At 72.5% G+C, this 13,863-nt stretch carries 11 protein-coding genes; all 11 read right to left on the reverse strand.

Annotated features, from left to right (window positions below):
* Window positions 1-44 precede the first annotated feature (44 nt).
* On the reverse strand, window positions 45-1,472 hold the full coding sequence (locus AB852_RS19025) for a GntP family permease (RefSeq protein WP_073789881.1): 1,428 nt from the start codon (window positions 1,470-1,472) through the stop codon (window positions 45-47).
* A 273-nt stretch (window positions 1,473-1,745) separates the two neighbouring features.
* Entirely contained in the window at window positions 1,746-2,879 is a 1,134-nt protein-coding gene (locus AB852_RS19030) for a glycerate kinase (RefSeq protein ID WP_218623274.1), read from the reverse strand.
* 366 nt (window positions 2,880-3,245) lie between these two features.
* Window positions 3,246-4,331: a CdaR family transcriptional regulator gene (locus AB852_RS19035; protein ID WP_073789883.1), complete on the reverse strand. Its 1,086-nt coding sequence runs from the start codon at window positions 4,329-4,331 to the stop codon at window positions 3,246-3,248.
* A gap of 106 nt (window positions 4,332-4,437) precedes the next feature.
* A complete protein-coding gene (mnhG, locus tag AB852_RS19040; RefSeq protein ID WP_073789885.1) occupies window positions 4,438-4,830 on the reverse strand; it encodes a monovalent cation/H(+) antiporter subunit G in 393 nt (130 codons plus the stop codon).
* Window positions 4,827-5,144 (reverse strand): MrpF/PhaF family protein, encoded by a 318-nt coding sequence (locus AB852_RS19045; RefSeq protein WP_073789887.1) that lies wholly within the window; start codon window positions 5,142-5,144, stop codon window positions 4,827-4,829. The genes mnhG and AB852_RS19045 overlap by 4 nt, the downstream gene beginning before the upstream one ends.
* Window positions 5,141-5,746, reverse strand: a complete 606-nt coding sequence (locus tag AB852_RS19050) for a Na+/H+ antiporter subunit E (RefSeq protein ID WP_073789889.1) — start codon at window positions 5,744-5,746, stop codon at window positions 5,141-5,143. The genes AB852_RS19045 and AB852_RS19050 overlap by 4 nt, the downstream gene beginning before the upstream one ends.
* A 7-nt stretch (window positions 5,747-5,753) precedes the next feature.
* A complete protein-coding gene (locus tag AB852_RS19055; protein WP_073789891.1) occupies window positions 5,754-7,385 on the reverse strand; it encodes a Na+/H+ antiporter subunit D in 1,632 nt (543 codons plus the stop codon).
* Complete coding sequence (locus AB852_RS19060; protein WP_079184756.1) at window positions 7,382-8,053, reverse strand: Na(+)/H(+) antiporter subunit C; 672 nt, start codon at window positions 8,051-8,053, stop codon at window positions 7,382-7,384. The genes AB852_RS19055 and AB852_RS19060 overlap by 4 nt, the downstream gene beginning before the upstream one ends.
* On the reverse strand, window positions 8,050-10,968 hold the full coding sequence (locus AB852_RS19065; protein ID WP_073789893.1) for a Na+/H+ antiporter subunit A: 2,919 nt from the start codon (window positions 10,966-10,968) through the stop codon (window positions 8,050-8,052). Before AB852_RS19065 ends, AB852_RS19060 begins: the two co-directional genes overlap by 4 nt.
* Before the next feature lie 211 nt (window positions 10,969-11,179).
* A complete protein-coding gene (locus tag AB852_RS39285; RefSeq protein WP_073789896.1) occupies window positions 11,180-11,629 on the reverse strand; it encodes a hypothetical protein in 450 nt (149 codons plus the stop codon).
* Between the two features lie 774 nt (window positions 11,630-12,403).
* Window positions 12,404-13,606 carry a helix-turn-helix domain-containing protein gene (locus tag AB852_RS19075; protein WP_245876831.1) on the reverse strand — a complete coding sequence of 401 codons (1,203 nt, stop codon included), beginning with the start codon at window positions 13,604-13,606 and terminating at the stop codon, window positions 12,404-12,406.
* Window positions 13,607-13,863 lie beyond the last annotated feature (257 nt).

The raw sequence follows: 13,863 nt of genomic DNA on the forward strand, positions 1-13,863 counted from the left end.
CCCTGGGCCCGGGGGCGGCGGGTCTGCCGCCCCCGGGCCGATGGCTACAGCAGCAAGGCACCCATGACAAGCACCACGACCAGAGCGGAGAGTCCCTGCACGAGAGTGGCCGCCGTCTGGGCCCGGTACGCGGTCTTCACGTCCATCCCGGAGAACTGCGACACCACCCAGAAGTACGAGTCGTTGACATGGCTGACGACCATCGCGCCCGCGCCGATCGCCATCACGGCCATCACCTGGCCGATGGGTATGGAGCCGAGGTTCCCGTCCAGCCCCAGCGCGGGCAGCAGCGGCTGCGCCAGGGTGGAGGTGATGATCAGGGCCGCCGTACTGCTGCCCTGGGCCGTCTTCAGCAGCGCGGCCAGCGCGAACAGCACCAGCAGCGCGGTGACACCGCTGACCGCCGAACCGTCGCCGATCAGCGTGGCGATGTAGTCCGCGATCGGGGTGCCCTTGATCACCGCGCCGAACGCGCCGCCCGCACCGGTGATCACCAGGATCGGGGCCGCGTCCACCAGACCCTCGGCGACCCAGGTGGTCAGCGCCTTCGCGTCCAGCTTGCTGGGCAGCAGCGCCAGCGCCAGCAGCACACCGATCAGCAGCGCGTTGACCGGGTTGCCCAGGTCCTTGAGCAGACTGCCGAACGCCCCGTCGACCAGGGTGCCGTCACCCGAGGGGAACGCCGCGACCGAACCGACGGCCATCAGCACGATCGGCAGCAGGATCGGGGTCAGCGCCCGGCTCAGGCTCGGCAGGCGGTCGAACTGGGCCTTGTACTCCTCGAACGTCTGGTGCGCGTCGGGCAGCTTGCTCTCCAGGTTGCCCGTACGGCGCAGCGCCCAGGCGAGACCGGCGAGCGCGGCGACCAGCGAGACCGGGATGCTGAAGAGGATCACCCAGATGAGGCCGTCGGAACCGATGCCCACGTTCCCCGCGGCGGCGATCGGGCCTGGCGTCGGCGGGACGAAGGTGTGCGACGCGTACAGACCGGTGGCCAGCGCCGTACCGAGCACCACCGGGTTCTTGCCCGTCTTACGGGCGATCGAGCGCTGGAGCGGGGACAGCACCACATAGCCCGAGTCGCAGAACACGGGGATCGAGACGACCCAGCCGATCAGCGACATGGCGAGCGCGGGATGCCGCTTGCCGACCACCTTCAGCACGGCCTCGGCCAGGGTGACGGCCGCGCCGGTGCGCTCCAGCACCTTGCCGATGATCGTGCCGAAGAGGATCACCAGACCGATGCTGGCGAGGATCGTCCCGAAGCCCTCGGCGATGGTGGTGCCGAGATTGTCGACGAAGCGCTCGTCGGCGCCCGTCGCGGCACCGATGCCCATCGCCATCATGCCGAACGCGTAGGTGGACAGGACGATGGCGAGGAACGGATGCAGCTTGAAGCGGCCGCACAAAAAGATGATCAGGGCGATGCTCGCCGCCAGAGCTGCGAGCAGGGCGGGGCCGGCGGTGCTCATGGAACTCCTCGTAGGGACCGGAGAGGAAGGGACTGTGGGGGCGGTGGGGACCTTGGGCTGTGGGGGGCGGGTGGGGCCTTGGCGCGGAGGACCGGACCGCCCAGGGTGGGGAACCGGGGAAGTCCTGGGCGGTCCGGGTGCGGGGGGACGCCGTGGATGTGGGGGAGGTGACGGGTGTGGGGGAGCGGGGGCAGGGCGGGGTACGGGCCGTGCAGCGTCCCGGGGGCGTCGGGGCCCGGCGGAACCGGTCGTACGGGTGCCTGCCCGGCCGGGTCAGCCGACCCGCAGCCGCACGATCTGTTCGGCCGCGCCGGACAGCAGCTCCGCGGCCGAGACGGTCATGTCCGCGAGGGGGCGCGGACCGTCCGCGATGCTGAACGCGGCCGTGAGACCCAGCGCGTGCAGATCGTCGAGCGGGGGGACGAGCTGACCGGCGAGCGCGACGACGGGGATGCCGCGCTCCGCGGCGAGCCGGGCGACCAGCGAGACGACCTTGCCGCCCGCGCTCTGCCGGTCCACCCGGCCCTCACCGGTGAACACCAGCTCCGCGCCGTCCAGTTGACGGGCGAGGCCCACCGTGTCGGCGACCAGTTCGCAGCCGCTGACGGCCTCGGCGTCCAGTACCGCGAGCATCCCGCCGCAGGTGCCGCCCGCCGCGCCCGCGCCCGGCAGATCATGGACCCGGACGCCGAACTGCCGGTCGAGGACGTCCGCGAAGCGGGTCAGCCCCTCGTCCAGCCGCCGGACCTGGTCGGCGGTGGCGCCCTTCTGCGGGCCGAACACCGCGGCGGCGCCCTCCGGCCCGACCAGCGGATTGGTCACATCGCAGGCGATCCGGAACCGGGTGCCCCGGACCTCGTCGCCCAGCCCGTCCAGGTCGATACGGGCCAGTTCGGTGAGGGCGCCGCCGCCCGGCGGGAGTTCGGCGCCGTCGGCGTCCAGGAAGCGGGCGCCGAGGGCCCGCATCAGCCCGGTGCCGCCGTCGGTGCTGGCACTGCCGCCGATGCACACCAGCACCTCACGGGCGCCCCGGCGCACGGCGTCCGCGATCAGCTCACCGGTGCCGGTGGTGTCGGCGCGCAGCGCGTCGACCTCGCCGGGCTCCACCAGCGGCAGCCCCGAGGCGGCGGCGAGTTCGACGACGGCGGAGGTCCCGTCGGCGGACAGCAGGTACCGGGCATCGACGGGACGGCCCATCGGACCGCCGACGGTCAGGGTGATCTCCCGGCCGCCGGTCGCCGCGCCGACGCAGTCCAGGGTGCCCTCACCCCCGTCGGCCATCGGCACCCGGGCCACCTCCGCGTGGGGGAGGGCACGCAGCACCCCGTTCTCGATGGCCGCACAGACCTCGGCGGCGGTCAGACTGCCCTTGAAGGAGTCCGGAGCGATGACGACACGCACGTCCACGGCCTTTCGTGGGAGAACACCCGGGCGGAGGGGAACTCCGGGGAGGGGCGGCTCTGCTTGAGCTGTGTCGGCACTTTAGGTACGGGAAGGCAAGGGCGGCATCGGCGGGGCGACCGGATTTTCCGCCCCCGGGCACCCCTGGATTTGTGCACCACGCACGAGAACAGCGCACGACACAGCGTGACGGCCGTTCCGCTGGACGCCCTGCGGCCCTTCGCGCGGCCCTGCCCGGCAAGGCACCGGACGCCGTCTCAGCGGGGCGGCGGAACCTGGTCGCGCGGCGGGGCGGGTCGCGCGGCGGGGCGGCGGACCCGGCCCCTCGACGAAGCGGCGGACCCGACCCGGCCCAAGGCGCCGGACCCCGTCTCAGCGGGGCGGCTGGTCCTGGTCGATCTCGGCGAGGTGCAGCGCGATCTGGAGCACCACCGCGTCCTGGAACGCCCGCGGATCGCGGCCGGTCAGCTCGGCGACCCGGCCCAGCCGGTACGCGAGGGTGTTGCGGTGCACGTTCAGGGCGTGGGCGGCCTCCACCACACCGCAGTCGTGCGCGAAGTACGCCCGCAGGGTGTTGCGCAGCTCCGCGGACAGCGCCCCGAGGACACGTTCCGCGGTCTCGACCCGTACCCCCGGATCGAGCCGCGCCAGCAGCACCGGCAGCTCCAGGTCCGCCAGCCGCACCTCGCCGACCAGTCTGCGGCGCAGCGCGAAGCGGGCCTGCCCGGTCAGTTCCGTCAGCGCCCCGAAGTCGTCCACCCGGCCCGCGTCCAGGACGCCCGTGTCGGGGTGCGCCGCGCACAGTCCCGACAGCCGGTACCGCAGCGCGACGGAGGTGGAGCCGCCGGTCACCGTCCACACCACCCCGGCGGCGTCCGCCACGACCAGCGCGGAGCGTTCGTCCACCTCCAGCAGCCGGTACAGGTCCCGGGGCTCGGTGTACCCGGCGGCGGGCGCGTGCCGGAGCGCGAACAGCGAGTACGGCGCCTCGACCCGGCACCCCGCGAGCTGCTGGCGCTGGCGGAAGCCCTCCTCGGTCAGCCGGGCCGCGAGCAGATCCTCCATGATCTGCTGACGCACCCGGTGGCGCCAGCCGGCCTCACCGAGGAACGCCTCCTGCATCACCATCAGTTCGGCCAGCCGCGCGACCGCGCGCGCGATCTCCCCGACCTCGCGCGGTTCGCCCCGCACCCCGACGACCCCGACGACGTTCCCGTTCAGCCACAGCGGGAGATTGACGCCCGCCCGGGTCCCGTCCAGCGAACGGGCCTCCTTGGCGGTCACCGACAGCGGCATCCCGGTGGACAGCACGTGCAGCGCCCCGCCGTGCGCGCCGCCCACCCGGGAACGGTCGCTGCTGGCGATGATCACCCCGCGCTCGTCCATGATGTTCACGCTGACCCCGAGGCGGCCGGCGATGTCGTCCACGATCGACTGTGCCGTAGCTTCCGCAATCACCCGGCCAAACATAGCTTGAACATGTCACCACTGTGGCCGCAGTGCCACCGGGGGACCGGCGGCCGCGGCGAACCGCCCACCCCGGCCGCCCCACCGTCCCGGCGGATCACCGTCCCCCACCCGCCCCCGTGCCCCCTTCCCCGTCCTGCGGCACCGCGCTCAGCTGCGCGTCCAGATCGTCGAAGACGAGGCCCTCGCGGCCCGCGTACCCGGTGCGGTAGGCGACCCGGGCCACCAGATGCGCCGAGACCGGGCCGGTCAGCAGCTGGAAGAAGCCGACCAGTCCGAGCGTCCCCAGGTCGATACCGCTGCGCAGCCGCAGCGCGACCCCCGCGAGCACCAGCAGCATGCCCAGCGCCTGGGGGTTGGTGGCCGCGTGGCTGCGGGAGAGGACATCGGGCATCCGCACCATCCCGATGGCGCCCAGCAGACTCACCGCCGCCCCGAGGAACAGCAGCACCGCCCCGGCGGTGTCCGCGATCTGCGTGCCCGCGCTCACCGGCCCTCCTCCCCGGCCCGGGTCGGGTCCGGCGGCCGGTCCCGGACGGCGATGAACCGCGCGATGCCGACGGACCCGGTGAAGCCGAGGAACGCCAGCACCAGCATCACCGGGAAGTAGAAGGCGTCCCGGTTCAGCGCGGAGCGCACCGCGATGCCCGCGATCATCAGCGCGGCGCACACGTCCAGCGCCATCGCGCGGTCCAGCATCGAGGGGCCGCGCCACACCCGGTACAGCACCAGCGCCCCGGCGAGCAGGATCATCACCGCGGCGGCCGTGAGCAGCACCTGGTCGACGTTCCGCGCGGCGCTCACCGGGCGCCCTCCGGCCGGGGCGGCGCTTCGCGGACCCGGGCGATCTCGTCCCGGTCGCCGAACGCGCGTACGACCAGCTCCTCCATCCGCCACACGGCCTGCCGGGTCCGCTCCGGGGTCCGCGGGTCGTCGGCCTCCAGGACGTGCACGAAGAGGGTGGCCTGCGCCCGGTGGACCTCGACCACCGAGCCGTCGGGGATGTTGGAGACGGCCACCGCGGTCGCGGTGAGCATCAGATCGCCGCGGCAGCGCAGCGGGACGGCGAGGACGGCCGCGAGGAACGGACGGTTGTCGAGCATCTGGTGCGAGACCTTCAGCCCGGCCGTGTACATCTCCCACACCAGCCGCACCGCCAGCCGCGCGATGCCCAGCGGATGCAGCCGCAGCCCGATGTTGACCAGCGGCAGCGGGAAGACCAGGCACACCACCACCGCGACCAGCGCCCCGCCGACCACATTGACGACGCTGAGATTGCCCCACAGCAGCACCCATACGACGGTGAGCCAGGCGATCAGCGGCAGATCGAGCACCCGCCGCCGGCGCCCCACCACCACACAGCTGTACGGGGGCAGCCCCGGGTCATGGAACCTGACCGAGATCACGGGGACGTCATTGGCCGAGCACCGCCTCGATGTAGGGGGAACGTTCCAGGAGCTCGTCCGCCGCCCGCCCGGTGACCGCGGTGAACGGGTCGCCCAGCACCGTGTACGCGAGGGACAGCAGCACCAGCGCGGCCGTCGCCCAGGTCATGGTGCGCGGCAGCCGGTCCGTGGTGGTGGTGACGGTGATGGCCCGCCCGGACAGCGTCGCGGTCACGGCCTGCCCGGCGGGCGCGGGCCGCCGCACCACGTCGTCCGGGTCCGGGCCGGAGTCGTCGGTGTCGGGTTCCTCCAGCACCGTCCCGCGTTCGGCCGCTCCCGCCGGGGCCGCCCGCCAGAACGCGAGGTTCCACACCTTCGCCATCACGTACAGGGTCAGCAGACTGGTCAGCGAGGCCGCCCCCACCAGGACGTACGCGAGGACCCCGGCGTCCGCGACACCCGCCCGCAGCAGCTCCAGCTTCCCGATGAACCCGGACATCGGCGGAATCCCGGCGAGGTTCAGCGCGGGCAGCAGGAACAGCGCCCCCAGCGCGGGGACGGCCGCCGCGAGTCCGCCGACCCGGGTGAGCTCGGTGGTGCCCGTCCGCCGCTCGATCAGCCCGGCCACCAGGAACAGCGCGGTCTGCACGGTGATGTGATGGACGACGTACACGATCGCGCCGCCCAGTCCCGCCCGGGTACCGATCCCGATCCCGAAGATCATGTACCCGATGTGGCTGATCAGGACGAAGGACAGCACCCGCTTCAGATCGGTCTGGGCGACCGCGCCGAGCACCCCGACCACCAGCGACGCGAGGGCCGCCACCAGCAGCAGGTCCCCCAGCCGGTTGCCGGGGAACAGCAGGGTCTCGGTGCGCAGCACGCAGTACACGCCGACCTTGGTGAGCAGTCCCGCGAACACCGCCGTGACCGGCGCCGGGGTCGTCGGGTACGAGTCGGGCAGCCAGGCGGCGAGCGGGAAGACGGCGGCCTTCACGGCGAACACCGTCAGCAGCGTCGCCTCCAGCAGGGTCCGCACCCCGATCGGCAGCTCCGCCAGCCGGACGGCGAGCTGCGCGAGGTTCACCGTGCCCGCCGCCGCGTAGGTCAGGGCGACCGCCGTGAAGAACACCATCGACGAGACCAGCGACACCAGGACGTACGTCGCTCCCGCGCGCAGCCGGGCCGCCGTACCGCCGAGGGTCAGCAGCACGAAGCTCGCCACCAGCATGATCTCGAAGCCGACGTACAGATTGACCAGGTCACCGGCGAGGAACGTGCACGACACCCCGGCCACCAGCACCATGTAGGCCGGGTGGAAGACCGCGAGCGGCGACTGTTCCTCCCGGTCGGCCATGCCCTGGCCGACCGAGTAGACCAGCACGCACAGCGTGACCGCCGCCGACACCGTCAGCATCAGCGCGGACAGCCGGTCGGCGACCAGCGTGATGCCGAGCGGCGGCGCGAAGTCCCCCAGGTGCATCACGATCGGCCCCCGGCTGTCGGCGGCCACCAGCAGCGTCAGCGACAGCCCCAGCACGGCCGTCAGCACGGCGACACCGACGAACCGCTGGGCGCGCGGGTAGCGGGTGCCGAGGACGAGTTCGGACCCGGCGGCCAGCAGCGGCAGCAGGACGGGCAGCGGCACGAGCGCGTTCACGGACGGCCCTCCTCGGCGCCGCCGGGCGGCGGTTCACGGTGTTCGGGGGGTACGGGGGGCTCGGACGGGTCGCGGTGGTCGGGGGCCGCGGGAGGCGCGGACGGGTCCGGGTGGTCGCCCGGGTCCTCGCCGAGGATGTCGTTCCACAGATCGCCCGACGCGTCCCGGGCCCGCGCCTGGAGGGCCCGGTCCTCCCGCAGCATCGCCCGCAGCCGCTTGCGCTCCGAGAGGTACTCGTCCCGGTCGCCCTCCGGGCCCCGCCCCCGGGGCCCGTGCAGCTCCCGCAGCGCGGCCCGCTGCTCCTGCACCTCCGCGCGCAGCGCGACCCGCCGGTCCTCGATGTCGTCGATGACCTCGTCGGAGCCGTTGACACGCTGGCTGCGGTACGCCATCGCCAGCAGGAACGCCGTGGTGGCGAGGGTGATGACGATCGCGGTCAGCGCGATGGCCTGCGGCAGCGGATCGGTGACCCGCGCGATGTCCACCCGGGGGTAGAGCAGCGGCGGTGGACCGGCGGCCCCGGCGGCCGTCAGCATCAGGACGTTGATCCCGTTGCTGAGGATCACCGCACCGGTCAGGATGCGGGTCAGCGCCCGCATCAGCAGCAGCACCCCGCCCACCGCGCACAGCAGCGACCCGGTCGCCAGCAGCGTCAGACTGACGGTCACCGGCCGGCCTCCCGGTGCGCCGCGCGGGCCGCGTGCTCGATCTGCCGGTCGACCCGGGCCCCGAGCGCCCGCACGATGTCCAGGACCACCCCGAGCACCAGCAGATACACCCCCGTGTCGAAGAGGACCGGGGTGCCCAGGTGGAAGTGGCCCACGACCGGCAGATGCCCGTCGTAGGAGAACGCGTGGAGCACCGTCCCGTCGACGAGTCCGACGACGGCGACCGACGCGGACAGCAGCAGTCCGAGCCCGGTGAGCAGCCCGGGATGGCCGGGCGCCGCGTCGGCCAGCTCGTGCCGACCGCCCGCCAGATACCGCGCCATCATCGCGAGCCCCGCCACCAGACCGGCCACGAAGCCGCCGCCCGGCAGGTTCTCCGCGCACAGCAGCAGATATACCGACAGCACGAGGATCGGGTGGAACACCAGCCGCGCGACGACCTCGAACACCACCGACCGGTACTCGGGCGCCAGCGTGCCCCCGGCGGCCAGCCACGTCCGCTCGGGCGCGGTGTCCTCCGCGACCGGCCCCCGGGTGACGAACCGTGAGCCGTACGACCACGCCGTCGGACCGGCCGGGGCGGTGGGCGCCTCGGCGGCGCCCGGCGCGAGCAGCGTCTCACCGCCCTCGACGGGCCCGGTCCTGCGGTGCAGATAGATCAGACTCGTCACCCCGACGGCGGCGACCGCGAGCACCGCCGACTCACCCAGGGTGTCCCACGCCCGGTACTCCACCAGGATCGTCGCCACCACGTCCTTCACCCCGTGCTCGGCGGTGGCCCGGACCAGGGCGCCGCCCGCCGGGTCGGCCACGCGCGCGGCGGCCACCACCCACATCGACGTCCCGGCGACCGCCGCCGCGGCCAGCGCGAAGGGCACCCGCATCAGCAGCCGGCGGCGGCTGATCGTCTCCTGGAAGTACACCGGCATCCGCCGCAGCACCAGCACGAACACCAGCAGCGAGACCGTCTCCACACAGAACTGGGTGAGCGCCAGATCCGGCGCCCCGTGCACCACGAACAGCAGCGCCGTGCCGTAGCCGGTGAGCCCCGCCAGCACCACGACCTTCATCCGCCGCCGCACCGGCAGACACAGCAGCGCCGCCGCGCACGTCAGCAGGGCGACCCCGCCCTGCACCGGCGAGTCCCACAGCCGGGGCGGCGCGGCCCCCGTCCACGGCTCGTCCACCACCAGCACGGCGAGCTGCCCGCCGAACAGCACCAGCAGGACCGTCGCCAGATACACGGACACCGAACCGCGCTGGAAGAACCCGGTGACCTGGAGCGCCAGCCGCTCCAGGCCCAGCAGCCCCAGCCCGAACATCCGGTCCGCCGTCGGCCAGGCCACCCGCCGCGACAGCAGCACCACCGGCCCACGCAGCACGAACAGCGCCACACCGCCCGCCCAGGCCGCCGCCGACAGCAGCAGGGCGGTACCGAACCCGTGCCACAGCGCCAGCTCATAGGGGTGCGCGGGCGCCGGGAAGGTGTCCGCGTACGCGCCGAGCAGCCCGTTCAGCCAGGGCACCCCGGGCCCCAGCACCAGACACGCCACCGCCAGCACCGCGGGCGCCCCGAGGAACGCCACGTCCACCCGGCGCGCGGGCGTGTCCGCGAGACCGGGCTTGCGGGCGAACGCCCCCCACAGGAAACGCAGGGTGTACGCGCAGGTCAGCGCCGAACCCACCGTCGTGGCGGCCAGCGCCCAGCGGTCCGCCGTGCCGCCGTGCAGCAGCGCCTCGAACGCGGCCTCCTTCGCGGCGAACCCGAGCAGCGGCGGCAGCGCCGCCATCGACGCGCCCGCGACACACGCCATGCCCGCCACCCATGGCAGCGTCCGCCCCACCCCGGACAGCCGCCGCAGGTCCCGGGTGCCCGTCGCGTGGTCCACGATCCCGGTGACGAGGAACAGCGGGGCCTTGAACAGCGCGTGCGCCAGGATCATCACGGCGGCGGCCAGCGCGGCGTCCCGGTTCCCCGCCCCGGCCAGCACGGTGAGGAACCCCAGCTGACTGACCGTGCCGTACGCGAGCACCAGCTTCAGATCGTTGAGCCGCAGCGCCCGCCAGCCCCCGAGCAGCATCGTCGCCGAACCGAGCACCAGCAGCATCGGCCGCCACGGCGGCGCGTCCGCGAACGCGGGCGCCAGCCGCGCCACCAGATAGACCCCCGCCTTCACCATCGCCGCCGCGTGCAGATACGCGCTCACCGGCGTCGGCGCGGCCATCGCGTTCGGCAGCCACAGACTGAACGGCCAGATCGCGGACTTCGACAGCGCGCCCACCAGCACCAGCACCACGGCCACCGACACGGCGGTGGACGGTGTCGGCGGGTTCGCCACCAGCTCCGAGATCCGGTACGTGCCCGCTGCCCGACCGAGCATCAGGAACCCGACGAGCATCGCGAGCCCGCCCAGCGTCGTCACCGTCAGCGCCTGGAGCGCGGAGCGCCGGTTCTGCTTGCGTTCGCTGCCGTGCCCGATCAGCAGATAGGAGAAGACGGTGGTCAGCTCCCAGAACACATAGAGCACCACCAGATCGTCCGCGAGCACCAGCCCGAGCATCGCCCCCGCGAACGCCAGCAGATTCCCCGCGAACCGCCCCAGCATCGGCGTCCCGGCGTCGAAGTACCGCACGCAGTACACCAGGACCAGCGCACCCACCCCGGCCGCGAGCAGCACCATCAGCAGCGCGAGCGCGTCCATCCGCAGCGCGAGCCACACGTCGTACGCGGGCAGCCACGCCAGCGACCAGGTGACCGCACCGCCCCCGGCGGCGGTGCCCCACTGGAACGCGGCCCACCCCACGGTCACGGCGGGCGGCACCGCCAGTACCAAAAACGCCCGTGGCCCCAGCCGCCCCACGAGCGGCCCCGCGCACGCGGCGAGCAGGAAATGAGCGAGGATCAGCGCCGCCATCAGGCCCCGGTGGCCGACGGAGCGAGCCCCGCGGCAGGGTCGGGAACACGGACATCACGCATGGGCCATTGCTATAAGCCCGCGACCCGTTTCCCCCTCCGGCACGCCCGGTTCCCCCGGGACCGGCCCCCAGGTGCCCCCCTCCGGCCCAGCGCCCCCACCCGGGCCGGACCCGGGCGGAGACCAGGGGCACCCGCCCGCGACCCCCGGCTCACGAGGCGCACGGACACGGACACGGCTCGCGCGCCGCGCCCACCGCGAGGAGCCGTCCCTCCACCCGCATCCAGGTGACGCCGTGGCACATGTGGATGTCGTCGGCGCGTCCCAGGAGCCGGGCGGACAGGCATCCCGCGCAGACGGCAGGCGTTCGCCGGGGTGCGGACCGTGCCGCTCGCCATGCCCTGCGGAGCGTGTGCGCGGTCCGGCAGTCCCAGGGGTCGTCGCCGAGGCATTCGGCACAGTTGTCCAGATGGGTGAGGAGCCGCCCCCAGACGAGTCCGACCGCGTCCGTGTCGGCGCCCCCGCGCATGGGTCCCGTCCGCTCCCGGCACGGCACCGCGTGCCGGTACAGGTTCGTCCCCGGCCCGGACGCGGAGGGCGACGACTGTCCCTCGTATGCCTCGTGGTCCTGGATGGGTTGGTCGCAGTGGGAGCAGATCATGTCGGCTCCTGGACGGTGGTGCTGGTTGTGGCGAGGTGTTCGATGGCGCGCAGGATGATGGTGAGTCGGCGTCTGCCGAGTGCTTCGACTTTCCAGAGGGCGACGAGGCGGGGGAAGGCGGTGGCGATGACGAGGGTGAGGAAGGCGTCTTCCTCGTCGTCCAGGGCGAGGGTGGTGCGGTAGCGGGTTTCGAAGCGGGGCCAGTCGCAGTGGAGGGTGGTGCCGTTGTCGGTGATGAGGAGTGGACATCTGCCGATACTTCGCAGAGGAATGCGCCGTGTTCAGCGATCCAGACGTGATCGGCAGACTCTACGGGGATGAGTTGCCCCTCCAAGCTGATGACGCCTTGGATGTGATGTTCGGTGATCGCGTGCCGGACATGGGCCCACTGGGCACGCTCGTTGAGCGGTGTTGGTGTGGGGGCCTCGCAGAAGACGATTTCGGTGACTTCCCAGTCCCGGGCGAGTGCGTACCCGCGCAGGATGGTTGCGGCCTCGTTCGCCCCATGGTCCGGGTCTCGCAGGCAGATGTAGAGGATCACGGCGGTGCGACCGGCGGCGGCGCTGTGCAAGGCGCGGCGGCGCTGACGCTGGCGCGGTGTCCGGAGAGGGCTCTCACTCATGCCCGTAACCCTTCCGCTACAGCGGGTGACAGTACAGATCGGGGCTGTACGACTTCTGCGATCGCTGCGCGGTGGGAGCCGCCCGTCGCGTACGAGTTCCCCGCACCGTTCGGGGTTCGGGTCGTACGCGACGTACGAGTCGGGGTGATTGGTCAGACGATCGGATTGGCGCCGATCAGCTTCGCCACCCTGCGCAGCCGGACAGTGGACGCGCGGCCGATCTTCGACACGATCACCTGGGGGAGCGCTTGGTGGCGAGCCCAGTGCGGTGCTGCCCGTACGGCCGCCTCCAACGTGTCCAGGCTCGCGTCCCACATCTTCGCGTCCGCCAGGGCGAGTGCCTTGTCGAGCTGGTAGCGGTTCTGCGCGGCTTCGCTCAGGCTCGTGACGTCATGGATGGAGTTCACCAGGGCCAGGGCCTTTCCGGCCTGTCCGAGCGACAGGTTGACACCAACGGCCTGAGTGGTCGCGGTCACCGGACCGAACAGGGTTCCATGAGCGCGCATCTCCCGGCCCAACCGGGCGCCGGTCGCGTGGGACTGGGAGAGATAGTCGGACGCCCGGTCCGCGTTGCCCATGCGTGAGGCGACGACGGCGGCGAAGTTGATGTGCGATCCGTACACCGTGAGTTGCTCCGGGGTGGCTTTGGAGAACAGCGGCTCGATGTCGGTCGCTGACCTCTCAGCCAGTTCCAGCGCGTCACGAAGACGCGCGTCACGCAGGTACACCCAGGACCGCCCGGAGGCGACGAGGGCCTGACGCAGGTCGTCACCGGCCCGCTCGGCTGCCTGTTGGGCATGACCGATCGCGGCATAGGCGAGGTCACGCACTCCCATCAGGTTCGCCACGTAGCCGCACAGGCGGTACGCGTCCGCCACCAGACCCCAGGCGCGCGCCTGCTCCCCGGCAGGCTGGGCGCGCAGCCGGGCGTCGGCGTCACGCAGCAGCGGCGCGCTGATCGTTCCCACCTCGGCGTAGCGGCCCTGCCAGTACAGCTCCCACGCCCGTTTCTCGATCTTCTCCAGATCGGTCAGCGGCGGAGGGGCGGTGGCGTGCGTGATTCCGGCCGCTGTGTCGTGCACCGCGTGCGAAAGGTTCTTCAGCATCGCGCGGTCGTCCTGTTGCAGGGACCGGCGTGGCGGCTGCTGCCCAAGGGTGACTGCCGTGTCGACGCCGAGTGCCGCGGTGATCTTCAGGAGGGTCGGAAGGGAGAGCCGCTTGTCCTGCTCGGCCGCCTGAATGGTTGCGATGGAGAGCCCTGTCATCCCGGCCAGGGCGTCCTGTGTGATCTCCGTGCCACGAAGGGCCTTGATTCGCTCGCCGGTGCTGTAGTCAGACCACTGGTGCATGCTCATGCCGAACTCCGTTTCTGGCTCGTCGCTTGAAACGGTACGCCCAAAACGGTTGCGTGCGAGGCGAGTCGGCCTCTTGGCGCAGTTGCGTTCGGTGCTGCGGCAGGTCTGTCCTGGCGTACGAGAAATCGGTGATTTCACTCCTCCTCCCCTGTCCCGCTGTTGTCCGCAGGGGTGGGTGCGCCGACGATGAACCCGCCGCTTTCGGCATACAGGGCGGCTGCGAGGCCGACCATGGCCCGGTCGATCCTGATCAACCG

It is taken from the genome of Streptomyces uncialis (genome assembly GCF_001905345.1).
GTDB lineage: Bacteria > Actinomycetota > Actinomycetes > Streptomycetales > Streptomycetaceae > Streptomyces > Streptomyces uncialis.

Excerpts from the sequence above, each read along its gene's own strand:
- AB852_RS19025 (WP_073789881.1), bottom strand. The coding sequence starts at position 1,472 with ATGAGCACCGCCGGCCCCGCCCTGCTCGCAGCTCTGGCGGCGAGCATC.
- AB852_RS19065 (WP_073789893.1), bottom strand. The coding sequence starts at position 10,968 with ATGGCGGCGCTGATCCTCGCTCATTTCCTGCTCGCCGCGTGCGCGGGG.
- AB852_RS19075 (WP_245876831.1), bottom strand. The coding sequence starts at position 13,606 with ATGAGCATGCACCAGTGGTCTGACTACAGCACCGGCGAGCGAATCAAG.
- AB852_RS39285 (WP_073789896.1), bottom strand. The coding sequence starts at position 11,629 with ATGATCTGCTCCCACTGCGACCAACCCATCCAGGACCACGAGGCATAC.